This window comes from Leptospira interrogans (genome assembly GCF_900156205.1).
Taxonomy (GTDB): Bacteria; Spirochaetota; Leptospiria; order Leptospirales; family Leptospiraceae; genus Leptospira; species Leptospira interrogans.
In genome coordinates, this window is the sequence record NZ_FTNA01000013.1 from 1 (window position 1) to 26,937 (window position 26,937).

At 36.0% G+C, this 26,937-nt stretch carries 30 protein-coding genes; 28 read left to right on the plus strand and 2 right to left on the minus strand.

The window, feature by feature from the left end:
* Nucleotides 1-650 precede the first annotated feature (650 nt).
* The 27 genes from infC (at nt 651) to BW942_RS11755 (ending at nt 21,204) form a co-directional block, all read left to right on the plus strand.
* Nucleotides 651-1,190, plus strand: a complete 540-nt coding sequence (gene infC, locus BW942_RS11625; protein ID WP_001189133.1) for a translation initiation factor IF-3 — start codon at nt 651-653, stop codon at nt 1,188-1,190.
* 32 nt (nt 1,191-1,222) lie between these two features.
* Entirely contained in the window at nt 1,223-1,426 is a 204-nt protein-coding gene (gene rpmI, locus BW942_RS11630) for a 50S ribosomal protein L35 (protein ID WP_001125262.1), read from the plus strand.
* A complete protein-coding gene (gene rplT / locus BW942_RS11635; protein WP_001136837.1) occupies nt 1,426-1,779 on the plus strand; it encodes a 50S ribosomal protein L20 in 354 nt (117 codons plus the stop codon). The genes rpmI and rplT overlap by 1 nt, the downstream gene beginning before the upstream one ends.
* An 87-nt stretch (nt 1,780-1,866) precedes the next feature.
* Nucleotides 1,867-2,505 carry a hypothetical protein gene (locus BW942_RS11640; protein ID WP_000957005.1) on the plus strand — a complete coding sequence of 213 codons (639 nt, stop codon included), beginning with the start codon at nt 1,867-1,869 and terminating at the stop codon, nt 2,503-2,505.
* A gap of 7 nt (nt 2,506-2,512) precedes the next feature.
* Complete coding sequence (locus tag BW942_RS11645; RefSeq protein WP_000365849.1) at nt 2,513-2,830, plus strand: cell division protein ZapA; 318 nt, start codon at nt 2,513-2,515, stop codon at nt 2,828-2,830.
* A 29-nt stretch (nt 2,831-2,859) separates the two neighbouring features.
* Nucleotides 2,860-3,390, plus strand: a complete 531-nt coding sequence (locus tag BW942_RS11650) for a 5-formyltetrahydrofolate cyclo-ligase (RefSeq protein ID WP_000776292.1) — start codon at nt 2,860-2,862, stop codon at nt 3,388-3,390.
* Between the two features lie 607 nt (nt 3,391-3,997).
* Entirely contained in the window at nt 3,998-4,492 is a 495-nt protein-coding gene (locus BW942_RS11655; RefSeq protein ID WP_000200285.1) for a chemotaxis protein CheW, read from the plus strand.
* A complete protein-coding gene (locus BW942_RS11660) occupies nt 4,492-7,704 on the plus strand; it encodes a chemotaxis protein CheW (protein WP_000907362.1) in 3,213 nt (1,070 codons plus the stop codon). The genes BW942_RS11655 and BW942_RS11660 overlap by 1 nt, the downstream gene beginning before the upstream one ends.
* A gap of 5 nt (nt 7,705-7,709) precedes the next feature.
* Nucleotides 7,710-8,783, plus strand: a complete 1,074-nt coding sequence (locus BW942_RS11665) for a protein-glutamate methylesterase/protein-glutamine glutaminase (protein ID WP_000612786.1) — start codon at nt 7,710-7,712, stop codon at nt 8,781-8,783.
* Between the two features lies 1 nt (nt 8,784).
* Complete coding sequence (locus BW942_RS11670; protein WP_000101124.1) at nt 8,785-9,147, plus strand: response regulator; 363 nt, start codon at nt 8,785-8,787, stop codon at nt 9,145-9,147.
* A 17-nt stretch (nt 9,148-9,164) separates the two neighbouring features.
* Nucleotides 9,165-9,950, plus strand: coding sequence for a segregation and condensation protein A (locus tag BW942_RS11675; protein WP_000426654.1), 786 nt, complete (start codon nt 9,165-9,167; stop codon nt 9,948-9,950).
* Nucleotides 9,917-10,480: an SMC-Scp complex subunit ScpB gene (scpB, locus tag BW942_RS11680; protein ID WP_000439024.1), complete on the plus strand. Its 564-nt coding sequence runs from the start codon at nt 9,917-9,919 to the stop codon at nt 10,478-10,480. The genes BW942_RS11675 and scpB overlap by 34 nt, the downstream gene beginning before the upstream one ends.
* Nucleotides 10,473-11,564: a prephenate dehydratase gene (gene pheA, locus BW942_RS11685; protein ID WP_001281293.1), complete on the plus strand. Its 1,092-nt coding sequence runs from the start codon at nt 10,473-10,475 to the stop codon at nt 11,562-11,564. Before scpB ends, pheA begins: the two co-directional genes overlap by 8 nt.
* Nucleotides 11,561-12,478 carry a prephenate dehydrogenase gene (locus BW942_RS11690; RefSeq protein WP_000763025.1) on the plus strand — a complete coding sequence of 306 codons (918 nt, stop codon included), beginning with the start codon at nt 11,561-11,563 and terminating at the stop codon, nt 12,476-12,478. Before pheA ends, BW942_RS11690 begins: the two co-directional genes overlap by 4 nt.
* Complete coding sequence (gene aroA, locus BW942_RS11695) at nt 12,459-13,781, plus strand: 3-phosphoshikimate 1-carboxyvinyltransferase (protein WP_000612432.1); 1,323 nt, start codon at nt 12,459-12,461, stop codon at nt 13,779-13,781. Before BW942_RS11690 ends, aroA begins: the two co-directional genes overlap by 20 nt.
* Nucleotides 13,774-14,463 (plus strand): (d)CMP kinase, encoded by a 690-nt coding sequence (gene cmk / locus BW942_RS11700; RefSeq protein ID WP_001005055.1) that lies wholly within the window; start codon nt 13,774-13,776, stop codon nt 14,461-14,463. Before aroA ends, cmk begins: the two co-directional genes overlap by 8 nt.
* A gap of 52 nt (nt 14,464-14,515) precedes the next feature.
* Complete coding sequence (locus tag BW942_RS11705; RefSeq protein ID WP_000182263.1) at nt 14,516-16,198, plus strand: 30S ribosomal protein S1; 1,683 nt, start codon at nt 14,516-14,518, stop codon at nt 16,196-16,198.
* A gap of 24 nt (nt 16,199-16,222) precedes the next feature.
* Complete coding sequence (locus BW942_RS11710) at nt 16,223-16,966, plus strand: tetratricopeptide repeat protein (protein WP_000833112.1); 744 nt, start codon at nt 16,223-16,225, stop codon at nt 16,964-16,966.
* The gene (hisG, locus tag BW942_RS11715; RefSeq protein ID WP_000956489.1) at nt 16,966-17,583 is read left to right on the plus strand and encodes an ATP phosphoribosyltransferase; all 618 of its coding nucleotides are present in this window, start codon (nt 16,966-16,968) and stop codon (nt 17,581-17,583) included. Before BW942_RS11710 ends, hisG begins: the two co-directional genes overlap by 1 nt.
* An 87-nt stretch (nt 17,584-17,670) precedes the next feature.
* The gene (locus BW942_RS11720; protein ID WP_000899440.1) at nt 17,671-17,853 is read left to right on the plus strand and encodes a hypothetical protein; all 183 of its coding nucleotides are present in this window, start codon (nt 17,671-17,673) and stop codon (nt 17,851-17,853) included.
* A 26-nt stretch (nt 17,854-17,879) separates the two neighbouring features.
* Nucleotides 17,880-18,080 (plus strand): 50S ribosomal protein L32, encoded by a 201-nt coding sequence (gene rpmF, locus BW942_RS11725; RefSeq protein WP_000290471.1) that lies wholly within the window; start codon nt 17,880-17,882, stop codon nt 18,078-18,080.
* A 5-nt stretch (nt 18,081-18,085) separates the two neighbouring features.
* Nucleotides 18,086-19,093, plus strand: a complete 1,008-nt coding sequence (plsX, locus tag BW942_RS11730; RefSeq protein WP_000990052.1) for a phosphate acyltransferase PlsX — start codon at nt 18,086-18,088, stop codon at nt 19,091-19,093.
* 457 nt (nt 19,094-19,550) lie between these two features.
* Entirely contained in the window at nt 19,551-19,814 is a 264-nt protein-coding gene (locus BW942_RS11735; RefSeq protein WP_000706575.1) for a hypothetical protein, read from the plus strand.
* Nucleotides 19,815-19,961: 147 nt separating this feature from the next.
* Nucleotides 19,962-20,240, plus strand: a complete 279-nt coding sequence (locus BW942_RS11740; protein WP_001254329.1) for a hypothetical protein — start codon at nt 19,962-19,964, stop codon at nt 20,238-20,240.
* A 221-nt stretch (nt 20,241-20,461) separates the two neighbouring features.
* On the plus strand, nt 20,462-20,641 hold the full coding sequence (locus BW942_RS11750; protein ID WP_000272228.1) for a hypothetical protein: 180 nt from the start codon (nt 20,462-20,464) through the stop codon (nt 20,639-20,641).
* 94 nt (nt 20,642-20,735) lie between these two features.
* Nucleotides 20,736-20,885: a hypothetical protein gene (locus BW942_RS21490; protein WP_002079741.1), complete on the plus strand. Its 150-nt coding sequence runs from the start codon at nt 20,736-20,738 to the stop codon at nt 20,883-20,885.
* A gap of 52 nt (nt 20,886-20,937) precedes the next feature.
* A complete protein-coding gene (locus BW942_RS11755) occupies nt 20,938-21,204 on the plus strand; it encodes a hypothetical protein (RefSeq protein WP_001158645.1) in 267 nt (88 codons plus the stop codon).
* 135 nt (nt 21,205-21,339) lie between these two features.
* On the opposite strand, the gene BW942_RS11760 is transcribed toward BW942_RS11755, so the two are convergent.
* Both BW942_RS11760 and BW942_RS11765 read right to left on the minus strand, forming a co-directional pair.
* The gene (locus BW942_RS11760; RefSeq protein WP_001284494.1) at nt 21,340-21,786 is read right to left on the minus strand and encodes a transcriptional regulator; all 447 of its coding nucleotides are present in this window, start codon (nt 21,784-21,786) and stop codon (nt 21,340-21,342) included.
* Nucleotides 21,787-22,807: 1,021 nt separating this feature from the next.
* A complete protein-coding gene (locus tag BW942_RS11765; RefSeq protein ID WP_001007332.1) occupies nt 22,808-23,308 on the minus strand; it encodes a hypothetical protein in 501 nt (166 codons plus the stop codon).
* Between the two features lie 597 nt (nt 23,309-23,905).
* On the opposite strand from BW942_RS11765, the gene BW942_RS11775 reads away from it, so the two are divergent.
* Entirely contained in the window at nt 23,906-25,819 is a 1,914-nt protein-coding gene (locus BW942_RS11775) for a phosphoethanolamine transferase family protein (RefSeq protein ID WP_000231004.1), read from the plus strand.
* The last annotated feature ends 1,118 nt before the right edge of the window (nt 25,820-26,937 follow it).

The window sequence follows — 26,937 nt, forward strand, 5'->3', positions numbered from 1 at the left end:
AGTATTATAAAAACGAGTTTCATATTTAAAACACAAGCGAAATTAGGAAATAATTATATTCGCCTATTTTTAAAGGAAGTTTTTCAGAATAGAATTAACATTTAGAAATGAAAAACATTTAGGAGATCTCTATAAAATCCAAAAAGAATTGTTGTCCAAGCAAATTTTTGCATAAGATTTCCATTTTGTAGTCATGATAAAAATGAAAAATCTATTTTATAGTAGTTCTTTGAACTAGATTTTAACGTGAGTTTGGTATCAGAAAATAAGAAAGAATTTTCTAAAAGTATGAGTTCCTACAATTTTACAATTGGATCATAAAATTGTGATTTGTGGTAGTTCCCACATTTTAAAAATGATTTACAAAGCTCAGATTCCAACTTTTTTTAAAAAAATGAATCATGGATTCTTCTACAAACTCAAGTTAAATTATATTGGTCGTAACAACAGCCAAATCAATTCCCATTCAACTTCCAAATCTAATAACTGAGATAAAGAACTTTATGTGTTTTAGAAAATTCAAAAGCTCATTCACTAAAGTAGTAACGTAAAATCGACTTGCAATAAAGCTTCCTTTCACCGAAATGGAGTCAAAAATCGCTTGAAAACGCGCTTAAGGATAAAACCTTGGAAATCTAGCCGGAGAATGAATGCAGAGGAAACCGAGTCAAAAATCAGCAACCGATAAGCTTTTTAATCATAGAGTCAATGAGAAAATAACAGGCGTTTCCAGGGTTCGCTTAGTGTCGGATGACGGCGTAGCGATCGTATCTTTTGAAGAAGCACTCAGAAAAGCAAAAGAGGAAAATTTAGATCTAGTAGAAGTATCAGCGGATCAGGAACTTCACGTTTGTAAGATTATAGACTACGGAAAGTATAAATTCGAGTTACTTAAAAAGAGTAAAGAAGCAAAGAAAAAACAACACGTAATCAATGTAAAAGAAATTAAGATTCGCCCTCGAATTGAAAGCCATGATTACGAAATTAAAAAGAAACACGCGCAGGAGTTTCTGGGAAAAGGAGACAAAGTAAAAGTCAGTCTCCGGTTTCGAGGTAGAGAAATGATGCATTCTGACCTCGGAATGAAAGTAGTTTATAGAATGATAGAAGACCTGAAAGAACACGGAACCGCCGAAAGGGATCCGATTCAGGACGGAAAACAGATCGTAGTAATCATTAATCCGAAATAATTTCCGAAAAAAGGAATTCAAAGGTAGATAAGATGCCAAAGTTGAAAACGAACAGAGCCGCTGCAAAACGTTTCAAGTTCACAAAAAACAACAAAATCAAACGTAAAAGTATGAATACCCGTCACATCTTGACCAAAAAAGGACCCAAAAGAAGAAGACGTCTTCGTGGTTTGACTTTGGTTCATAACTCTGACTGGAAATCTATTGTCAGATTAATGCCTTATGGAGTAAGATAATGCCTAGAGCGGTCAATGGAACTATCCACAAAAATAGAAGAAGAAGAATCTTAAAAGACGCAAAAGGATTCCGCGGTGCTCGTTCTAAACTTTATAGAACGGCCAAAAGCGCTGTGATGAAAGCGGGGCAGTGGGCCTACAGAGATCGCAGAGCAAAAAAAAGAGATTTTCGTAAACTTTGGATTATCAGAATTAACGCCGCTGCGAGAGAAAATGGTTTGTCTTATTCTGTATTTATGAATTCCCTTAAGAAATTGGGGATTCATATGGATCGTAAGTCTTTGGCAGAACTGGCTTTCAACGATAGAGAAGTATTTAATTCCTTGGTTGAAAAAATTAAAGTAGCTGGATAACAAGCAGCTTTACTAAAATCGACGGCTCTGTAATTTACAGGGCCTTTTTTCGTTTTCAGAGAATGTTTTTTAAGGGAGAATCAGGTTATGCTTACTATGGAGACCATTGAAGAATTAGAAAGCAAGGTCGTAAAAGCCCTCGAACTCATCGCTGATCTTCGCGCTGAAAATGGTAGATTAGAATCCGAAAACGAAACCCTCCGAGCGGAAAACGACCAGATGAAACTGGCGATGGAGGAGAAAGAAAAAGAACTTTCATCTCTGAGAGAACAATTACAAAAAACTACAAACGAATTGAATGATCTCAAAGAAAGAGAACGAAAACTAGAAGGAAAAATCAATCAACTCCTAGGAAGATTGGATTCCTTACCTGCAACTTCTCATACTCCTGCTTCACCTCAATATGGTGTCTCTGGTCCTGCTGCTGCAACTACACCAGCTTCCTCCACCTCCAATGTAGTAAAAGAAACCGCTTCTGCCGAAGATGAATTTGGAGAAGACGATGAAATCATTCTTCTCGATGAAGATGATGATGATATTTCGCTTATTACAGAAGTGCCTGAAAAAGACGACGAAATCATTGAAATTTCCGATGATCAGGAATCTGAATTGGCCTTGGATGAAGATGAGGATATTATTATCGAGGACGATGAAGATTCAATCAGCGTATTTGATGCGGATGAAGACGATGATTTTCTAATCATCGAGGATGATCCTAAAGCTTGAGTTTGTAATGGACCTCCGTAGGGCAAAAGTCAGAATCCTCGGAGAGGAATATACGATCCTCAGCGAAGCCGAAGAAGATTATATTTATTCTCTATCGGAAGAAGTAGATCGTAAACTCAGAGAACTTGGGGCTGGAATGCCTGGCGCTTCTAAACAGAAACTTGCTATTTTGGCTGCACTCAATTTTGCAGATGAATTGCACCAAGCAAAAGAAATCAAAGACGAACCTAATTCTGTTTCTACCAAAATCGGAGAGGTAGAACTAGAAGAAAAAACTCGTAAACTCATTATGATGTTAGAAGAAGGAATCATTGGAGATCTTTGATTTTTCTTTTGTTTAAAAAGTAATCCTCTTTGAAACTTCAGTCTAGAAACGCACTTCGAACTTTACTTACCCTATTAGAAGAAAGGGAAAAAAAAGACCTCGCTATTCTCGAATTTTTAAAAGAAATTACATTCGATGCTCGAAAGATCATAGCTTACTCTCCTGATAAATGGGAAGTAAAGGTGGATCCAAAAGTTTTAGGTTGGGAGCATTCTGGAAAAGAAATTTATTTCCCAAGGATCCAAGACGAAAAATTGGAGTTTATTCTTCCGGAAGCTTGGGAAAGCGGCCCCTTTGGAATTTTGGAACCTAAAGGAACTAAAACTCTGAATTTTAAAGATGCAGAATGGATCATAGTTCCTGCCTTAGGTTATGATCAACTTGGTTATCGTTTAGGACGTGGTGGAGGTTTTTATGATAGAACCCTTTTCGAAATGGATTTTACAAAGTTGATTGGACTTACTTATGAAGAACTTTTTCCGGCAAGTTTTGCAAAGGAAGATCATGACATAAGAGTAGGTACTATAGTTACAGAGAAAAAAATTTATCAAATCGTCTGAAAAAACGCTAAAATCTTGTCTATTTATATCTGCGGCAGTTCAGTAACAAAATGTCAGTCGAGTGTGAAACTTAAGTTGAATTTGACCGAGAATGGTGTTCGAAAGATTTCTAGGTAAAAAGAATTGGATCTATCTTTTCATTTTTGGAGTTTTACGATTCCCTTTCTTTGGTTTATTCTTTTTTAAGATTAAAAAAATAGTAGGATGAAATCTGATGTTTACTTTGGTTGAGTCGGATTTCTTCGTCTTAAAGATTGCTTCTTTTTGATAAATCTTTAGGATGAACTAAAAACGTGAAAGTACGATTCCCAAAAGATTTACATCTTATGTTATCTCTTAAGTTTTGATACTTTAAGTGCTAACGACAGATTTTATGAACATCCGTTAAAGTTTTTAGAACCGTTGGACATAAGATCGATTTTCGGGTTATGTTAACCGATTGGGTGTTGTGTGACTCAAGTTCTATTGAAAAAAAGTTTCGCTTTTGGAAAAATGTAAGAATTTTTAGGTTTAGTAAACTCTTTCTTTCGATTGTTCTTGAAAAACAAATTACGATCCGTTTTATAGATTGATTCTGGATTTTTATGGAGAGCCGCTAGGTAACATTATGACCTCATTCGATAATAGACAATACCTTGAATCCTTAGAAGCGGATAAAACTACGGAATCTCAAAAGGAATATTTAACTTTCAACGTAGAAGAGGAGATTTTCGGAATCGATATTCTAAAAATCCACGAAATTCTAAAACCGGTCCCGATCACTAGAATTCCAAACGGAGACGATTATATTTTAGGTGTGATTAATCTTAGGGGGGAGATCATTCCGATCTTAGATTTAAAGCAGGTTTTTGGAATCGGATATAGCGACATTATGCCTTCTACTCGAATTATCGTAGTAGTGCACGAGGATAAACGAGCCGGAATTTTAGTCGATACGGTAAGACAAGTGGTAAAAATTCAATTCGACAAAGTCAGTAAAGCTACGGATGATCTTTCTCTAAATTATAGTTCTTTGATAGAATCTGTCAGCCAGGCAGACGAAACTTTGATACTCAATTTAAATTTATCTGTCCTGATCAACTTTGAACAGGAGGTTATCTAATGGCTGGAATTTTAGGAGAATATACCGAATTATTTTTAGAAGAATCTGAAGATCAGATCGAGGAACTAAATGCAAACTTACTTAAGCTAGAAGCGGATCATAAAAATCTTTCTATCATTAACGATATTTTTCGCGCGGCACATTCTTTAAAAAGTTCGGCGGCATTTGTTGGTTTATACAATCTTTCGGATCTTGCTCATAAAATGGAGAACCTTCTTCAATTGATCCGAGACGGTAAACTGGATGTTAAACTTCCTCTAGTGAATCTTCTATTTCAATGTTTTGACCTGATCAAATACGTTATCGCTAACGTAAGCCAAGGCAAAAAGATTGATACTCCTTTTATGGACATGATTCAAAAGTTGGACTCCTACGAAAAAGATCCTTCTTCCTTTTCGGATGTCTCAGCTCCATCTGTTTCTACACAACCGGCTGTTGTATCTAAACCTGCTGAAACTTCAAGTCAGGCGGCTCCTCCTGTAGTTAAATCTGTGGAAGCTACGAGTTTGGCTTACAGTGGATTGGAAATTCGTCTCGAAGCGGAAGAAGTGAAAGAGTTAGAGGAAGAAATCCGTAAGTCTGGTAAGTGTTGGAAAATTTCGGTGACTCTTGGAAAAGATTCTCCGATGAAAGGACTTCGTTTTTCTTTAATCGTTCAGAACTTGAAGAATTTAGGAATAGTTTATAAATCGATTCCAGATTTAGAAGAATTGGAAAAAGGATCAGATGTTTCTTCCGTTGTATTTTTATTTCTTTCTTCTGAGTCTTTCGAACAAATCAAAACCGCAGCTAACGTGGATATGGTGGAATTTTTGGATGTGCAAGAATACGTTCCAGTTGTTCAGGAAACGGCCGCGGCAAATTTTAAGATCGAAGACGATATGGCCGCTTCGGAGTCTAAGGTTACATTAAAAAGTATTAAAGTATCTTCTGATAAACTAGATCAGTTGATGAACAACGTAGGAGAGCTTATCATCACAAATTCCGGTTTTCAAAGAATCTATGACGACCTGATTCGTATTTTTGGAGAAGATCAACTATTCAACGATCTCAAATCCAGAATCGATCTTATCAATCGTATTTCTAAGGAACTTCAATCCGGAATTATGAATATACGGATGGTCCAAATTTCTACTGTGTTTAGAAGATTCTCTAGGCTTGTAAGAGATCTTTCGTTAGAAACTGGCAAAAAAGTAAATTTAGTCCTTTCGGGAGAATCTACTGAACTCGATAAAAAAGTCATAGATGCGTTAGGTGAACCTCTACTTCATCTCATTCGTAATTCTGTAGATCATGGAATTGAGACTCCTGCAGAAAGATTGAGCGCAGGAAAACCGGAAACCGGAACTTTGGAACTGAATTCTTATCAGGGCGGAAGTAATATTATGGTGGAAATCCGAGATGACGGGCGTGGTCTTGACTCGGAAAAAATTCTCTCTAAGGCAATTGAAAAAGGACTCGTAAACCCAACAGAGGCTTCTAATCTTTCCGAACAAGAAATCTTTCAATTTATCTTTCAAGCTGGATTTTCTACTGCAGAAAAAATCACAGACATCTCTGGTCGAGGTGTTGGGATGAATGTAGTAAATAATCTTATCCAGGAATTTAAAGGAAAAATCATTATCAACAGTGTTCGAGGACAGGGCACTTCTTTTGTACTTTCCTTTCCACAAGCTCTTGCGATCATTCCTTCTATTCTGGTTCTCATGGAAGAAGAAGTATATGCCTTTCCACTTTCCGAAGTTAATGAGACAATTAAAATTCACAACGATCAGATTACAACTCTCGAAGGAAACGAAATCATCAACCTACGTGGCGAAGTGCTTCCGATTTATAGACTCAATCGGATCATAGGTCTTCAAGATAAAACAGATCGTGAGGAATTTCCAGTTGTCATCGTTCAATATAAAGGTCGTAAGATCGGATTTATGGTGGATGAGCTTGTAGGTAAACACGAAACAGTGATTAAGTCTTTGGAAAAAAATTTCAGAAATATTCGAGGGCTTACCGGAGCTTCTATTATGGGAGACGGAACCATCATCATGGTTTTGGATATTCCTGGGATCGTAGAAATTGCTTCTGAGTTGGAGGATGTAGACACAGTAGTTCACTATCATTTGGAAACGATGAGAAGAATCGGTTCGATTCATTCTGCGGAAAGAGAAGAAGAACGTTATATTCAAAAAACTACAAATCCTACAAACGTCTACAATCACAAGTTACACGACATCACAAATCGAGAACGTCTGAAAAAGAAAAAGACTGAAAAGTCTAGAGATCTAAAACGGATCGTCGCGGAAAAAGAAGAGGTTTTCAGAGAACAAGAACTAGCCGCCGCTGTGGCTCTTAGTGTTGAAATGAAAGCTCCTCAAGAAAAACAACTTCCTCTTCCTGTCGAATCCGAAACTCAAGATCCGCAAATGCCACCTACGATTACATCGTATTCTTCCGAAGATCCTAAAAAGCCGTTCGTTTCTTCAGAAGAAGAATATCGTTCTCATATTACAGAAATTGCATTAGATCAGAGCGCGAGCGAAGACGAGCAAAAACGAGCAAAGGCCATTATAGAAAGTTTTTTAACTCAAAAAAAAGAAAGAACTATGTCCGTAGCTCCTTCTAAAGATTTTAAAGGCGCCTTATCTAAAGAAGAACTTAAAAAATTAGAAAACGTGGTCAATACAGGTATGATGAACGCCGGTATGGTTCTTTCTCAACTTTTGAAAAAGAATATTGATCTGTTTATTCCGGAAATCATTATGAACGACAGAGATGGCCTCGCGGAAGAGATTCGTTTTTCGGAAAATCATTTTTACGGTTTAAGAATTCGAATGAACGGAGATCTGAACGGAAACCTCTTGATGATGTTCTCCCGCGAAAATGCCGCAAATCTTGCCAAAGAACTTTTGGGTTCTGAAACTTCTCCAGGGGAAAAACTGACCGAAGACGCCAAATCTGTGTTAAGCGAAATTTCAAATATAGTTTGTTCTTCCGTGATGAACTCTATATCGAATAAGGCGAAGGCTAGCGTTACACCTTCTGTTCCAGAATTTTTGGAAGGAACTTTTATGCAGGTTTTGGACGTAGTCAAACCAGAGCGGACCAAGTTTTTAAGTATGCTTACTGAATTCAATCACGAGGGTAACGATTTATTAGGTGTGTTATTATTCCTTCCGGATTTTGACGAACTGCTTCAATTGATTCCGAGGTTTTAATTTCGATGATTCCAAATCCGGTTCGTGCGGTTATTATCGATGATTCTCTATTAGTCAGAAATATCATCTCTGATCAGATCCAAAAAGATTCTAAGATCCATGTTGTCGCAACCGGCAAAACCGGAATGGATTGTATTGATCTTGCTCAGAAGATGAATCCGGACGTGATTATACTCGACGTAGAAATGCCGGTTATGGACGGCCTTACGGCACTTCATGAACTTCAAAAAAAGAAATTAGGAATTCCTGTCATTATGCTTTCCGTTTTGACTCAGAATGGAGCCGAAGCAACTTTCAAGGCTTTGGAATATGGAGCCATTGATTTTGTACCGAAACCTTCCAGTGTGTTTCAATTCGATCCGGAAGAAATTGGTAATATTTTAAAATCTAAAATTTTAGCTTACTTCGAAAGTAAAATACAAATTCCTTCCCAAAATCTTTTAAAAAAGGCTCCGGCTTATTCAAAGGTTCCAGCTGGATCGCATTTAAAAAAATCCCCGATTCAAGCCATTTGTATAGGTACTTCCACTGGAGGACCTAGAGCCCTTCAAGAAGTGTTTTCCAGAATTCCAGCGGACATTTCTTTACCGATTTTAGTCGTTCAACATATGCCCGCGGGTTTTACAAAAGCGTTTGCGACTAGGCTGAACGATCACGCAAAAATCAAAGTAAAAGAAGCAGAGGATGGTGAGCCGATAGAACCGAACACTGGTTATGTGGCACCGGGTGACGCACATCTTTCCATTCAATCCAAAGGAGGGAGGAAATGGATTGCCCTGAACAGGGAAGCCCCTGTAAATGGACACAGACCTTCCATCGAGGTTCTTCTAGATAGCGCGATTGAAGAATATAAAAGCGGAATTATCGGTGTGATTATGACTGGGATGGGTAAAGACGGTTCTGCAGCGATCGTAAGAGTTAGAGAAATAGGTGGTTCTACGATTGCACAAGACGAACAAACTTCTGTTATTTATGGGATGAATCGTCAAGCTGTGGAGATGGGAGGCGTCGAATATATTGAGCCTGTTACAGAAATCATCAATAGGATCCAAATCATTTTGAAAGAGAGAGGAATTTAATATGGCCAGAATTCTCGTTGTGGATGACGCAAAATTTATGAGAACCATGGTAAAAGATGCACTGACCCAAACCGGTCACGAAATCGTGGGAGAAGCAGAAAACGGAAATATTGCTGTAGAACAATATAAAACTCTAAAACCGGATCTGGTTACTATGGATATTACCATGAGAGAAAAAGATGGGATCGAAGCCGCTCAGGAAATTTTTAAAATGGACTCGAAGGCTAGAATCATCATGGTAACTGCGCTCGGCCAGGAGGATCTACTCGCAAAAGCGATCAAAATGGGCGTTAAGGATTTTGTAGTAAAACCTTTTTCTCCAGAAAGATTGCAACAAGCTGCGGATAAGGCGCTCAACTCGTAAAGGTAGATTTCTTTTGAATGGAGAATGAAGAATCCGGTAAGTCCTTTGTAGTTCAATGGAACAATTCGGAAGGAGGTTTATCAGAAGGTCCTTTATCCGTCCTTTGGAGTTTGATTGAAAGTTACAAGGTAGACATCTTTGATGTTTCTCTCTCTCGCATCACCCGGGATTTTTTAAGTTTTCTTAGAATTTCAGAAACTCTTTCTTTGGAACTCAGCGCAGAATACGCCTTAATGGCCGCTAATTTAATCTATCTAAAATCTAAAGCTTTATTACCAGACCCAGGATTTGAAGAGGAAGACTATGAACCTCCGCTTCCCCCTGAACTTGTAGAAAAACTTTTAGAACATAAAAAGTTTCAACTTACTGCCAAAAAACTTTCGGAAATGGATCAGACTCAGACAGGAGTTTTTAGAAGAGAATCTAACGTTACCTTGGATGAAGAAGACAATTGGCTGGATGTTTCTCTTTTAGATCTGATTTCTGCATTTCATGAAATTTTAGAATCTCAATCGGTAGAGGCGGAAATTCCTACCTTACTTACCGCGCCTCATCGTTTTACCGTAGAAGAAAAAATGGAAAAAATACTTTTCACTCTTAGGGAAAAAAAAGAAATCTCTTTTCCGGAATTATTCGAACGAGAAAAACCGGAAAAAGCAGAAATCGTTGCCACTTTTCTGGCATTGCTGGAACTAAGTAAGCAGAGGATTTTACGCGCCAAACAACACAAACTGTTTGGAGAGATCCGTTTATTTCTGGTAGAGGGACATTGGAACGGGACAGAACAGCAATCAAAGGATTGATCGAGGCCTTATTATTCGTTTCCGGTGAACCTCTAAAGTTGGCTAGCATTGCCAAATCTGCGGAAATCGAAAAAACAGAAGCTCGTGAAATTTTAGACGAACTCATTTTAGATTATTCTGAAAAGAACGGTGGATTTTTACTGAAAGAAATCGCCGGGGCTTACCAGTTTGTAACTAACGAAGGTTTTGCGGAACTACTCGGAAATATTTTTAAAGAAAAAAGAAGAGAACAACTTTCCAAGTCTAGTTTAGATACACTTGCTATCATTGCTTACAAACAACCGATTACACTTCCAGAAATAGACGAAATCCGAGGAGTTTCTTCCCGGGCTATGGTCACGTCTCTTATTTCTAAAAAGCTAATCAAACCGGTCGGAAACAAAGAAGTTCCTGGAAGACCCGCCTTGTATGGAACTACGAAAGAGTTCTTGATTCATTTTGGATTGAATAAACTATCGGATCTTCCTGCTCCTGTGGAAGTAAAAGAATTGAAATTCGAAAATTTGGATGATCTACTCGAAGATGAGTGATTTAGATCAGCAATTAAAAATCTTTAGAGATCAGATCGATTCTTTGGATCGAGAAATCGTAAAGTCTATCCAGACTCGTGCAGAGTTTGCGTCTAAGATCGGAGAGATTAAAAGAGAAAGAAACGAGCCGGTCTTCCGACCAGATAGAGAAAAGGAAGTTTACGAAAAGATAAAGTCTTTTAGCCCCGGTCCACTTCCAGACAAAGTGTTGCTTGCAATTTACCGTGAAATCATGTCCGGTTCTATTTCCGTAGAAAAAGGATTAGAGATTGGTTATTTAGGACCGGCAGGTTCTTTTTCCAATCAGGCGGTTCGTTCTCGTTTTGGAGCTTCGATCAACGCTTTAGAGTTCAATTCGATTCCAGACGTTTTTCGCGCCGTAGAAACCGATAAAATCGATTACGGAGTTGTGCCTGTGGAAAATTCCAGCGAAGGTTTGGTCAACTCCACCTTAGACCAATTTTTAGTTTCCGATCTTCTGATTTACTCGGAACACTATTTAAGAATCAATATCAGCCTACTTGGATTGGAACATGATCTTTCTAAGATTAAAACGTTATACGGAATCAAAATCGCCAATTCTCAGTGTAAAAATTGGATCGCCGCCAATCTTCCTCACGTAGAAATCGTAGAAACTTCTTCTACTGCCAAAGCGGCTCAAATCGTAGCGGAAAAAAAAGACGCCTGTGCCGCAGTTGCTTCTTCCATCGCTGCGGAAATCTATGGGCTCAGTCTGATTCGCGAATCTATCGAAGATCTTCCTGATAATACTACCCGCTTTTTGATCATAGGAAAAAATCAATGTCCTCCTACGGGGAATGATAAAACTTCGATCGTTTTTTCCTGCCCCGATAAACCGGGTGCACTTTATCGTGTACTAAAACCTTTTTTTGATTATCAACTCAATTTGAGCAAAATAGAATCCAGACCCACAAGAAGAAACTCCTGGGAATATAACTTTTTTATAGACTTTCACGGTCATCAAAAGGATCCATCGATCCAAAACGTTCTCGCCGGTCTGAAAGAAAATACTATTTTTTTGAGAGTACTCGGTTCTTATCCGATGTCTCCGCAAAACCTGTGAAATTAGAATTTTCTAATATTTTAATTTACGGATTGGGGCTGATGGGCGCTTCGCTTTCTTTGGCGCTTAAACAAAAGGGGATTTCAGCATCTATCACTGGGGTTGTAGGTTCTACTAAAAGTAAAATAAAGGGACAATCCTTAAAATCCGCGGATCAAATTTTAACTTCGGAAGAATTTCGCTCTACACAAAGTTGGAAAGATTACGATTTTATTATATTTGGAGTTCCAGTAGATCTTACGGTAAAATTGATTTCCGAGTTGCCCACCGATTTTTCAGGAATTATCACTGATTTAGGCTCCACTAAAAAAGAAATCATTCATGCGGTGGAGACCCATTTTTCATCTGGACACAATTATATTTCTTCTCATCCGATGTGTGGTTCAGAGGAATCTGGACTTGAATTCGCAAACTCGTCGTTATATGAAGGACGACTTTGTATTTTGACTTCTCCAAAAAATGTAAAACTGGGAATTCAGGATCGTTTAAAAAACTTTTGGAAATTTGTCGGGACTACAACGATAGAAATTTCTGCAGAGGAACACGATTCTATTCTATCGTATCTATCACATTCTCCTCATATACTTTCTTCGATTATGGCGGATTGGGCAGCTAATCAAAAAACGATAAAACGTTATACGGATCTTTCCCCAATCCCTTTAAATGGAGGAGGGTTTCGAGATATGACTCGAATTGCAGGTTCCAACCCAAAAATGTGGGCAGCTATTTTTGGTTCTAATCAGGACGAAATTTTTCGTTCGTTATCCGACTTTAGGGATCGACTTGATATTATATTAGAAAAATTGAATCCAAAAAATACTCTAGATCCGGAAGAATGGGAACGATTTATGGAAATTTCTCGTAGATCTAGAGATTTTATTTTGAAGAACCAGGATGATTCCAAAAAAAACTAAACTCAAATCCAGGGAAATAGAAGTTCCGGGAGATAAATCACTTTCTCACCGTTCCGTTTTGTTTGCGGCGCTTTCCAAAGGCAAATCCAAAGTAACCGGATTTTTAGAAGCAGAAGACCCTTTGAATACAATGTCCGCATTCGCCAAACTAGGATTAAAGGTCCAAAAGGTTAAACCGGGAGAATACGAATTTGAAAGTCCTGGAAAAAACAAACTTGTTTCGCCTAATGTAGATTTGGATTTCGGAAACGCAGGAACTGGAATTCGATTGTCCGCAGGACTTATTTGTGGACTACCCGGTATAAACGCTACTTTAACCGGAGACAATTCGCTTAAAAAACGTCCTATGGGAAGAATTATAAAACCCTTAAGTTCTATGGGGGCTTCGATCGTAGGGCTTGGGGAAAAAGAAACCGCTCCTTTAAAAATCGAAGGAAAAAAATTAAAAGGATTTCGTTATGAAAGCCCGATTGCGAGCGCACAAGTCAAATCCTGTCTGATGCTGGCTGCGATTTCGTCTGAAACAGATTTGGAATATTCGGAAAATATATTATCCAGAGATCATACCGAAAACATGTTTCGTTTTTTAGGAAACAAGATCGAACAAATTTCCCCTTTGCATTTTAAAATTAAACCTCCTTACGTTTTGAACGGTGGAGAATTTAGGGTGCCAGGAGATATTTCATCTGCGGCTTTTTTTCTTGTGCTCGGAGTTTTGGCAAAAGAAGGAAATTTACTCATTAAAAACATAGGACTCAATCCGGCTCGGACGGGGATTTTAACGGCGCTCCAATCGATGGGAGCAAAAATAGAAATCCAAAACAAACGTATAGAATGTGGTGAGCCTGTAGGGGATTTAAAAACGTATCCTTCTAATTTAAAAAAATCAAATATTCCAGAATCTTTAATTCCTTCGATTATAGACGAAATACCAATCCTTTCCGTTGCGGGTTTTTTTGCGGAAGGTGGTTTTGAAATTCGTCATGCGGAAGAACTCAGAGCCAAAGAATCGGATCGAATTCATACGATGGTTTCCAATTTTCGCGAACTCGGTATCGAAGTAGAAGAATATACGGACGGATATTCGTTTGATGGGACTTCTAAAAAATCCTCGGAAGTATGGACTCGACTTTCCACTGTAAAAAAAATTCCAATTCAATCATATATGGATCATAGAATTGCAATGAGTTTTTTGATTTTTAAAACGCTTTCCGGTTTAGATCTCCAAATTGACGAAACTTCTTGGATTGAGACTTCTTTTCCTGGTTTTGAAAAGTTACTCGAGAGTTGTATCAATGAATGAAAACGTAATCGCTTTGGATGGTCCGGCGGGTTCTGGCAAAAGTACGGTAGCAAGACAAATCGCCGAAAAGATAGGATTTAATTATTTAGATACGGGCGCTTTTTATAGGGCCTTGACCTTATACCTTTTTCGGTTATATCAAACTTCGCCTAACAATCGTTTTGAAGAATGGGTAAAAACATCGGAAGCGGAACGTAGTTTATCACAAATTCGAATTGTATGCGAGTTTTCGGCTGGAAATGAAAACAGAATTTTACTGGACGGAGAGGACGTTTCTTTGGCAATACGAACTCCGGAAATTACAAGAGAAATCAAACATATAGCAAACCGCAGAATTTACAGAGATTTTGTAAATAAAGAACTACATTCCCTCGCAAAACTTCATAAATTGATTATGGATGGGAGAGATATTGGAACTGAAGTATTTCCAGATGCAAAATTTAAATTTTATCTGACTGCTTCTTCGAAAGTAAGAGCGGAGCGTAGATTTTTACAATTGCAAGAACAGGGAATCTTTGCCGATCGGAATGAGATTGAAAAAGAGATTATTCTCAGAGATAAATCGGATATGGAGCGAGAAATTGCTCCTCTTTATCAAGCAAAGGATGCAATCCTAATTGACACTGATATTCTCTCTAAAAATAGTGTAATCAGCAAGATCCTCGAAATTCTGGATCAATGACCCCTAATTTTCCAGACGGATCCAATACCATTAGCCGAGTAGCCTACGCCCCATGACAAACAAGGAAGAGAAGTCCACTTTTGCAGAAGTATTCAAACAGTGGGAACAATCAATACACGAAGAACCGGAACTCCGGAAAGATCAAGTCGTTGAAGGAAAAATCGTCTCCGTAGATAACGACTACGTTTATGTGGCGATAGAAGGGCTCAAACAAGAAGGTCGTATTCCCAGGGGAGATTTCGACGAAGCCCCAGAAAGAGGGAATTACGTTTCCGCAATTGTAAAAAGAAAAGAATCTCAGGATTCTGGTTGTATTCTTTCTAAAAAAGAAGCCGATCAAAGAAAAGGTTGGGAAATTGTAAAAGAAGCTTTTAAAAACGGTTATCAGGTTACCGGTCGTTTAGTAAACGAAATCAAAGGTAAAGGTTATATCGTAAACGTGGAAGGTGTGGAACTTTTTCTTCCGGCTTCTCAACTCAGTTATAAATTTAAAGAAGGGGAAACCTTCAAAAACAAAGAACTTGAATTTAAGATTATAGAACTCAACGACCGTACTCGTTCCGGAGTCGTTTCCAGAAAAAAACTTTTAGACGAAGTAAATGAAGAGAAATGGGATGCTCTTCTTTTAAAACTGAAAGTAGGAGACAAAGTAAAAGCGATCGTAAGTAAAATTGCTTCTTTTGGAGTTTTTTGTGAAGTAGACGGCGTTACCGGACTTCTTCGCCAAAGAGATATTTCTTATAAAAAATATGCTCCTTTTAAACAATACTTTCAGGTCGGTCAAGAAGTAGAACTTGTAATTCTTGAACTTGATAAGGAAAACAACAAACTCGCGTTAGGTTTAAAACAACTCTACGAAGATCCTTGGGTTTGGGCAGAACGTTCTTTGGAAAAAGAAATGGTGATCCGAGGAACTGTTACCTCCCTCACTAAATTTGGAGCATTTGTAGAATTGAAAGAAGGTTTGGAAGGTTTGATTCATACTTCTGAACTTGCTTGGTCTAAAAAACCACCACAACCAAAAGATATATTAAAAAAAGGTCAAGAAGTAGAGGCTCTGGTTTTAGATATAGATTTCAAAAACAGAAGACTTTCTTTAGGACTGAAACAATTACAGCCGAATCCTTGGGATCAACTTGGTCCTGAAATCCGCAGAGGAAATGTTTTAGAAGGTGTGATTACCGGTATCACTAAATACGGTGCCTTTGTGGAAGTGGAAAACGGAATTGAAGGTCTTATACACATCAGCGATATTACCTGGGATGAAAAGGTGGCTAATCCTACTTCTCAACTTAAAAAAGGTGATACCGTAAGATATATGATTTTAGACGTGAACTTGGATGCTCAGAGAATTTCTTGTGGTCTCAAGCAGTTAATGGAAAATCCATACGAGATTTTTAGAAATGAACATCCGGTTGGTACGATCGTAGAAGGGAAAGTAAAGTCCATTAAGGAATTTGGGATTTTTGTGGAAGTAGCTCCAGGAATCGAAGGACTAGTGCATATTTCTGAAGTACCAAATGGAAAAGAAGTGAATCTGACAGAATTATACAAATCAGATGAAATCGTAAAAACTGCGGTGATTAAGGTGGATGTGAAGAACAAAAAGATTTCGCTTTCTATCAAGGACTTTGACAAGGCCTTGGAAAGAGAGGAAATGTCTAAATATCTGAAAACCTCGGATGCACCTTCTCGAGAAAGTTTAGGAAGTTTCTTAAATACTTCTCTCAGATAAAAAATCTTAGAATGAAGGATTGATATGAAACGGTACGGGATTGGTCAAACAGCCAAAGAAGTAAAAGTCGATCCATACACGGATTTTCAAGGAAGTAAAATAGAATTGGCTCTGACTAAATTTTTCAGAGCAATTTCTTTTCGAATCAAGGAAGTATTGATTGGCGCAGGAGTGATAGTAGTAGTTATTCTTGCTGTAGTCATCTATGTTCAATATCAGGATTCTCAATTTGAAAAGGGAACAATCGCTTTAGAAATTCTGGAAAAAAAATTTCGTGCTAATCCAGCAACTGATTTGAAAGAAAAAATCAAAGCTTACGAAGAAATTTCCGCTCAGTATTCTTCTAAAAAATTAGAACTTAGGCTTGCAAAAACTCTTTCCGATTTGTATTCCCGTAACGGAGAATTTCAAAAAGCCGCAGATAAATTGGAGTGGGCTGGTAAAAAAATCGAAGAACCCACGGAAGTAAAGGCGTATTATTTTTATCTTGCGGGCAATCTCCGAGAAAGAGAAGGAAATTTAGCGTTAGCCGAAACAGACTTTAGTGTCTCTGCAAATCTTCTTGCAAACACAAGAGAAGCCAATGGATTTTTAGCTTGGAGTTTATATCAAACTGGTAGACTTCAAGCGAAGAATGGTAAAAAGGCGGAAGCGACCGAATCTCTAAAAAAGGTTTTGGATCAAGAGATTAAAACTCCTGCTACGGATTATAATACTGTAAAACAATACGCTACGTTTTTACTAATACAACTCAACCAGAAGGGTTGATGTTAACTCTGGCTTTGCCTAAAGGAAGATTGGCTGAGGAGAGCATCGATTTGATGATCTCCAAGGGTTGGCTTTCTTCTAAACCCGATCCTAATTCCAAAGAATTGATTTACAACGACCCAAAGGGAAAAATTCGAATTCTACTTGTACGTTCTCAAGATGTTGCTACTTATGTGGAACAATGTGCAGCGGATGCAGGAATTAGCGGATGGGATGTTTTAAAAGAAGGTGGTTATGATTTAGCGACTCCTTTGGATTTAAAAATCGGGAAGTGTAGGCTTTCTCTTGCAGCCCCGAATGGTTTTACTTTAGAAGCGCATCACCGTAAGATTCGAGTGGCCACCAAATATCCAAATTTGGCGAGAGAGTTTTTCTTTCTGAAAGGACTTTCCTGTGAAATTTTTAAACTTTATGGAAGTATAGAACTCGCACCTCTCGTCGGTCTTTCCGATTGTATTGTAGACTTGGTTTCTACTGGAGGAACTCTCAAGGCAAACGGACTCAAGGAGCTGGACATAATTTTGGAATCCTCTGCTCGTCTTGTTTTCAATCGTTCTTCTCTTTACGGGAAACGAAAAGAAGCGGTTGAATTTATGGATTCTCTTTCTAAAATCTAAAAACGGAACCCATAAGAAGTGTTTGTTTGAGTTGTGTTTAAGGCAACCCAGAAGAAATTTAACAAATTGCGGATTGAAGACTAACGAATGCTTTTCTCAAGTGCCAATCACGCTCTTGGATGTCGCCAGAGCCTTCTGATCGCTTTTGTAGTAGTCTATAAGTGGTCTGCGTTTTTGGAGTTTCTTGTTTTCGATTCCAAAAAGGATTCTTATTTGTATTGGATCGAAATAATTGTTGAGGATTACAGACCTCTAAAAAGGATAGTCTAACAATTCAATTTCCCAAGAGGAAAGTAATGGCAGTTCCTAAAAGACGAAAATCGAAATCAAAAGTTAGAACAAAACGCGCTCATCATGCCATCGGAAAACCGAATTTGGTACCTTGTCCCAATTGTAATTCGTATAGACTTCCCCACAGAATTTGCCCTACTTGCGGATTTTATAAAACCGGAATCGTTTTAGAACCGAAAGTTAAGAAGCCTAAAGAAGAAAATTAATTTCTATGATGTGGGTCGCCGTCGATGTAATGAGCGGCGATTACGGGCCGGAAAAAATCATTGAAGGCGCCGTAAATGCCGTAAACCAAGATGGTGCCAATGTAGTCTTAGTCGGCAAAGAAGAAGAAATCGGGGAAATACTCCTCAAATTCGAATACGACACAAATAAAGTAAGAATCCAACACGCTTCGGAGATCATCGATATGAATGATTCTCCTTCTATCGCTGTGCGCACTCTTCAGGATTCTTCCATTGTTCAAGCAACACAAATTGTAGCTGATAAAACCTGTGTAGGAATGTTTTCTCCCGGAAATACAGGAGCTACTATGGCTTCTGCTCTTTTGTATTTAGGAAGAATTCCGGGGGTTTTGCGCCCCCCTATCGCGGCACCAATTCCTCAGGAAAATGGTCCACCTATGTTGCTTGTGGATGCGGGCGCAAATGTAGATTGTAAACCAGATTATTTGGCGCAGTTTGCGGTGATGGGTGAAATTTATTCAAAGCTAATATTCAATATTTTGAATCCAAAAGTCGGTATTCTTTCCAACGGAGAAGAAGATAAAAAGGGAAATACAGTTTCCTTAAAGGCTTTTGAAATGATCAAAAAACTTCCTATTAACTTTGTAGGCAACGTGGAAGGAAGAGATTTATACGGAAGTGGCAAGGACGTGGATGTAGTCGTTTGTGACGGTTTTATCGGAAATATCGTTTTGAAGGCAACCGAAGGCCTTTCTAAATCTATCTTTAACGTTTTACGTGAAAGTATTAAACAATCTAGTCTTGCACAAACCGGAGCCTTACTCTTGAAACCTACGTTAGGTGCTATTAAGAAACGTTTGGACTACGCCGAATACGGTGGTGCGCTTTTATTAGGAGTGGACGGAATTTGTCTGATCGGACATGGTTCATCCAATGCGCTTGCGGTTCAGAGTGCAATTCGGGTTGCGGTTGAATGTGCACAACATCAGATTAACGATCGAATTGCTGCTGATCTCAAAAAGTATAATATTTGATTTCATAATAAAAGGATCAAATATTAAAGTTGTTGAAAAATTAATTCTCCATCTATTTCCGTTGCATTAAAATATGGACAGTGGAAGCAATTTTACTCATCTCCACTATAAAATTTTTCAACAACTATATTAGAGTTGTTGATTTATAGAATGAATTTCTTTTAAATCCTCTCGCCAACTTTTTTAGTATATTTTTATCGTCTCTAATTGAGTCAGTTTATCTAATATTGCTTTTGTATGTTTATCTTTATAAGGATAAATATAAGTAGTTTCAAAATTTATAGGAATTTTTATAAGAAATTTTTACTGTAATATGCACAAGAGGACGTTTGGATATAATTTATAAACTAAAAGGGTAAGTTAGATTACGGATAGTAAACTTCAATATATATAATCTTTTCTTTTTTAAGAAAAGATTTTACTCAGTTTTTCAATTGGAGCAACGAGTATAATTTGAATGAAGATTGTCATTTCGATTTTAATTTTTTTGAATTTAAGCTGTACGACAACCCGAAGTATCGTTTATTCCGTTCAGGAGAAAAAAGAGTATTTCCCTTATGAAGGAACTTTTTATGACTTCGCTCTAATTGTATTAGGACCAAGTTGGACAATTTTTGGCCAACTTGGTAGTTTTGGCGGATGGATTTTGGCGATTCTTGATCGTCTTTTGTATTGGACACCATTTTATTGCCAGGAACTCTCCCTTATTACATATATGTAAAGTCTGGTAGGCCGAGATCGGAAGATTGGTACTACGAAAAAAGAAACGAGAACATATATATTTTTAGAACACAAAACTCTTCCTATGATGTTTTAAGATCAATCGTCCGAAAAAAAACCCAATTGTTTTACGAAAATTTTTAGAGTCTTGCGACGTCGTGGCTTTGGAAAAAAAATTCAACAATTACAAAAAGAGGATTTTCTTCCTTATGAACATGCACATATCGAAGCTGATTTAAAAGAATTCAAATATTGGACGTATCCAAAGGAGAGATGGGTTTATTCCTGGAATAAAATTAGTATATTAGAATATTTGCCTGCACTTTTTTACAGCAGTGAATCAAATATGAAATTACAATCCGATCGATTTGAAATTTTAAGAGTTTGTCCCAAACCGTCCAATGTGGGAACTAAAACGAAAATTTAACGACATTAGAGTTGCTCGAAAGTTCGTAAATTGCCAAATGCAATCTAATCTGTGGAAACTACTATATTTTATTAAAAATTTCTAAAGAATGATGCCTAAGATTCTTTGAAGTTTTGGGACAAGTTTTAAATATACTTTATAACGAATTTCGAAAAGATCCAGTTTTAGAAAAATAATTCTATAATAAGGTTTGGAAACTTTGTTTTTCTACTGAGATTATCATGTACGATCCTTTAGTTTTTAAAAAAGTTTTGCATACGTTTTCAGATAGGGAAAAAATTTACGATTTATTGGATCATCGGTTTTTCGAAGAAAACTCAATAACTAAGGATCCTAGATTTTGGCGTGATAGAATTGCTTTTTTATTAGAACTTTATAGGAGATCAGCCGCATTTAGTTGAGAAGTTTAAAAATAATTTTTGGAAAAAAGCAATTTCTTCTGGATTAGTCTCTTATTATTCTCCTGCTTTAGAAATGACTTTTCAAGAGTTTCCGTTGGAGACTAAAAAATCGATTCGGAATCTATTTTGGAAGGCTTCTAATAGTGATACATCTTCTGCGATGGATCTTATTGAAAAAAACATCCAAGAATCTAATGAGTTCGCTTCTGATATGGATATTATGATTCAGGTGTTTCATATTTGAGGGTCCAAATCTGATTTTCGAATTTAAAAGAAACATAAAGGTAAATGGTAGGTTGCAGGAGGTTTTAGAACAGGAATCGCTTCTTATTCTTTCTATCAAAGATGCTAAAAATGAGGATACTTCGATCGAATCGTTTCGGGTTTTATTGAAATATGGAGCTGATATGGATTTAGGCGTTAGGCGATATGATGAAAATGGAAAAGAATATTTATATTATCCTACTGATGTTTTTGCAAGGGGCTATTTCGTCTCGCCGATGATTATGCAGCGCAAACGCAAAATTTGGGATGATAGAAAAAAGGTACTTAAAAAATTCTAATTTCCTTTTAGATTTAAGGATGAAGGAATTTTTGATACAAAGTTATAATTTGTAAAATACTGTAGAAAGATTTTCCAAGTAAGTATACGATACACGTTTTCGGATTCTAGTTTATTTTTTTAATTCAAAAAAATCTTAGCTATATCGACTATTTTTGGAAACCGCAACGATCATCTGATAAATTAAACTACGAGTTTCATTTGGAATGTCATCATAGAAAGAGATCAAAATATCTTCCGCTTTATCGTTAGATATTTTATTCCAAAGATAGTCCCTTTTTTTCATTTTTTTAACTGTGCCTGAATTTTCGTTTAGGGAAGAATTTACTTCGGGACTTCCTTGTCCTTTGATCAACCATAAACCCGAAATACCATGTGTAGTTTCAATATCAGCCGCGAGTTTATCCAATAAGGGACGTTTATCGTTACAAATATAACTGATGTAATTTTGAGATTTGCCAATCGAAGTTGCAAAATCTTCATCATTCATCGCTAATATATTTTTTATAGCGTAGCGGAGTCGTTTTCCCGGCGAAGAAAAATCTATATTTTCTAAAGGGATTGTGATAATTTTATTTGCCATACTCAACGTTGACTCAATTTTTAAATAGAGATCCTTTTTTATAAATTTACTAAAATATGTAATGAACGCCCTTTTTATTACAACCTTAAAAATAGATTTGGTCATTAGAAATATACATTTTTTGGAAAATTTTAGTAAGTTCTAACATTTTTGAATTTTAATATCGGATAGTAATTGATCACCGGATAAAATGATACGTATACAAATCTTTCACCTAACTAAGCGTTGTTTTGCTTTCTATAAATGAGGTTAAATGTGAATTCAATACGATAGTCGTAATTCCTCCAACAAAATATATCTAAAGAAACGTATTTTTAGGCAAAATGTTAGATTTTTTAGAAAATAAACACATAGAAATACTAAAGAGATTATCTCTAAATTTTAAAAATAAAAGTTAGATCAACCAACGATGAAGTAATATAACAAACGGAACCGTTCTTTTTTCCGCGATCTATTCTTATTTCTATGATTTAGTTCTATTTTCAAAATATTTGATAACAAAACGATAAAATAGAAATTTATAGCTGATTTTAAATACAATGTTTTTAGGCAAAAGAGGATTATAAATATCAAATATTATAGGTTTTGATTTGTGTTTATTACGTACATCCATTGAGGTTATTACAATGTTTGGTATTTAAATCGATTTTGAATGTTACTCTACTGTTCTGGAATAGATACCGATTCTTTTACCTAAGTATTTTAGAAAAACGATAGGAGCCTGAAAAAATTTTTCTAATTTTTTAGACCGAATTCATTTAGAATAAATAGATCTTGTTTTGTTTCAGAACATTCGGTTGGGCATATTTTGATCTGAATTGGTGAAATGTTGCTAGAATGATGGGCTTGAAGAAAATTTAAAGTGATGATTTCGTTACGTTTTTACCCTTATAACTAATATAAAAGTGTCCAGTGTTTTGCGCTGAAACAATGTTTTGCGATAAAAATTCAAAATACTTAATCAATCAGGAGCAGTAAAAGATTTTTTCCTGAAAATAATCTGATTTGAGGATGAACTTTTTTATTTAATTTCTAGGTTTTCAATTCCAGATTCTGTAAAAATTTCCTCATACTTTGAAATGAAAGGGGCTTCTTTTTCGATTCTTTCCTCAATCGCCATTCCTTTAATTTCGGATTCGTCGTAGATTCGTAAAAAGTCTCTTGCGGCGAGTCTTTGAATGAGTTCATCCCAAAAGATACTATCTTGATATTCTGTAATGAGATCGGAAATATCCGTTTTTTCTTCGAATTCCCTGGTAAGATAATGAAGCTCTTCTTCCTTATCATACGCTACTAGATGAGAAGCTTCCACTGCTTTTGCATAAGATAGAATTTGCTGTTCCATATCTTCGAATGTATCGTAAGAATCCAATCTATCCGCGGCTGGTTCCTCTTCATCCAGAATGGAATGATATAAAAATCTTGTGATCGCTAAAGATTTTAATAGAGCTTGGTATTGGTCCCGGGTGAGTTCAATATTCATTACAATTCCCATTTCAGTAAGTAAGGCTTGAATTGCCAAATCTATTTCTCCAAGAATCGGTCTGAATCTTGATTATTCTTGTTTCTATTTGGATGATATAAGTTTTCTGGATTTATCCAAAGTTAAAATTAGAATGTAGTTTATTGATATTTTTTCCGCTTACTATTTTTTATAGAACTAGAATACCATAAATTTTGAATCGAATTTCAGCTTTAGTGACAGAATTTCGATACTTTATTATATTAGTTTTCAATAGAATAGAATTGTTGAAAAATGAATTTTCCATCTTATTTCTGTTTCATGAAATTTTCGATTGAAGCAGTTTTGTTAGTCGCCACTATGAAATTTTTCAATAACTCTAATAAATTCTGAACATTGGGTATTTCGGACTCAGTTTTAGAATATCAAATTTCTTTAAATCATTTTCAAAATGCTCAAATTTCTATGGATCAAAAAATGGATTTTTCTAAATTCCTTCCGAAAAAAACTTGATTTCTAATACATTTTTTTAATAAACATGTAAGTTGTTGCTTACTATGGAGGTTTTCTTTCCTTTCGATTTATGATCTGAATGAAAAATTAAATCTTCTTCCGAGTCAAAATTCTATTTATTTCCAGCAAATATGGAGCGTTTTTTTGGTTTTTTTCTTTCGACAAAACTTAAATTCTTTCGTTTCCAATTTTGGATTTAGATTTTTCCCTCTTTTTTTTGTGCCGTCTTTGATTCTATTTTTAGATATAGGGCTGCGTTGGAAGATTTTGAGCCACATGGAAACTTTGCAGGTTTATTATTACCTTCTTTCTTTCCTTTATTCGATTTTGATCTATTTTCTGCTCCTTTTTTCTCTTTCTTTACTAGATTCTATTTCGAACAAAAAGGTATATTGGGTTCTTTTAATATTCTCTTCTCTGAGCTATTCTGTTTGTATGATTGGTTCTTATGGTTATTTTATATATACCGGAATCATGCCAAATTTTTTTGTTTTTTCCTATATTTTTCAAGAACCTTTTAATAGCTGGACGCTCCTTAGCGCCGGGCTTACGGTTTGGGTTTGGATCTTTTTCTTTTTTCTTTTGATTCTGGTGTTCGTGAGTTTAAGAGTTGCTTCACAAAATTTTAAACCGGTTCGATTTGCAAAAAGTATTTATTTCAGTTTGGTTTTTGGGATTCTTATTCTCGCTGCTTTTTTTCATAACAATACTCGTTTTAACGATCAGATTTATGTTTCGGATGTGAATTCGATTTCATTTATCAATCGAAATTTATACAACTTAATCACGGGAGATCGGCTCGGTTCTGCGGGACTGCAGTCTAGAAATAGACCTAATTTGAAAAGGGGATCGATTCCTTTTCGAAAAAACGTTTTGATCGTTTTAAGTGAAAGTCTTCGTAGAAAGAGTATGGCTCTTTATGGTTATCATAAAGATACTACTCCGTTTTTAAATCATTGGACTCGAAATGTTTCGAAAGGTTCTGTTGTAGTTTTTCAAAAAGCTTTTTCGAATTCGAGTTCTACTTTAATTTCCGTTCCGAGTTTGTTATCTGGCGTTTCCCCGATTCAACCCATTTCTATGACTCATAGTTTTCCTTTATTTTGGGAATATGGTAAAGCTGCTAGTCTTTCTACGTTTTATATTTCGAGTCACAGTTTTCGTTGGAATAATTTTTCTGGTTTTTTTAGAAACGCTGGAATCGATTTTTTATGGAATAAGGAGATTAGCGGACTCAGGGTTTTTAATGATATTGGAATTGATGATCGTAAAACGATTGCTGAATTTCAAAATCACGTCAGGTCTCTTAAAAACAAAAATTCCAGATTTGCCGGAGTTTTACATTTAAATACGAATCACTTTCCGTATATCGTTCCAGAGGAATTTGTTCATTTTCCGATTGGTAAGGATACACAGGCTCCCTATGACAATTCTGTTCGTTATCTAGATTTTCTTTTGAAAGAAATATTCAATTTTTTGAATCAAGAAAACTTAATGGAAAATACTCTTGTGATTTTTACTTCTGATCATGGGGAAGCCCTTTTTGAACACGATTATATTGGTCATATAGAAAGTAATCATATCGAAACTTTGGCGATTCCTATGTTTTTTTTCGTGCCTAACTCTTTAAAAAATCATTTCGGAGATCGTTTAAAAAAGAATATGAATAAGAACGTTTCCAACGCGGATTTAATCCCGACCGTTGCGGAATTGTTAGGTGTTTCCAATCAACCAGATGTAAAGGGGTATCTTTCCAAATTGGAAGGACGTTCTCTTTTTTCCGATTTGACTGAGGATCGTCGTATTTTTATCGCAAATAACAACGAAACTTCTCTTTATCGAGTTGGGATGAGTTATATTAAAGGGAATTTGCACTATATGCTTCGTCTTAATTCGTTCCCTCCGGACGAAGAAGCCTATGATATTCAAATTGATCCCTATGAAAAAGAGAATCTCTGGCCTGTTTTGAATTTAGAAAAAAGAAGAGAAATTCGTAAACAGTTAGATGAATGTAGTCTTTGCCACGATTTGTATTCTGCTTCCGGAATTAAACTTTGAAGATTGAAAGTGCATCCATAAGTTACTCTGTCAGTTCTTGCGGAAGATGGAATTGTAAATTTACATCTTGTAAAATATAATACAATACTAATATACTTTTTTTAATAGAGTTGTTGAAAATTTGATAGTAGAGACTAATAAAATTGTTTCAATCGACCGTTTTTATACAACTGAACCCGATAAAAAATTAATTTTTCAGAAACTCTAATATCACGAACTTATAACCATTTTGAAAATATTGTATTTAAAAAACTGAATGTATTAAGTAAGTAAAACGTATCAATATTCATTTTAAATGTGTATGTAGATTTATTTTTGCACAAATGGCTTGGATTTGTCTGTGTAAAAACTGTCTTTTGATATTTAGATTTTTGTGTGGCGGCTTTCGGAGAAATAACTTTGTTAGTTTATGTTTTTTTTTATATTCTGTTTTTATATTTTTGTAATTGTTTCTCCGAAACCGGGCTCTCGGCTTCGGTCAATAAATTGAAAAATGTGGAGAAATGTTGGCATTTTCTTTTTTACCAATTTATTGACCCCGCGTCGATCCCTGCCGCTTTGTTTAGAAGGAATTTTAGAAATAGTATATTCTAAAAATTTGATGTAATAAATAGGTTTTATGGTCTTAAGCGACATATTGAATTCTATAAAATTAAATACTATGAATTTATATTGGAATTGTTGAAAAATTAATTCTCCATTTGTTTCTATTTTATGGAAACGGACAATTGAAGCTGTTTTGTTAATCTGTACTATGGAATTTTTCAAAAACTCTATTATAAATCTCTGTTCGAGTTGAAATATTAGCGCTTTGTTGTGTAGTTTTGATTGGGTTTTAGAAACCTCTAATAAAATGTTTTTTATTTTTTGTAGTGGCTCGCCAAATATAGATTTTGTGCAGAAATCTGACTGGAAGATGATTCTTTTTGTATTTTATAGTAGTTCTCATATTACTCAACATACGAACGAACTGGTTTTAGCTGTGGGAACTCTCACAAATCGTGGATTTACCAGTTGATTTTTTGAAAATTAATTTACCAAACCAAATCCGTATTTTCAAAACGAGAATATTTCGATTCTCGTCCGTTGATACAGAATGAATTTTACAAGATCGATTT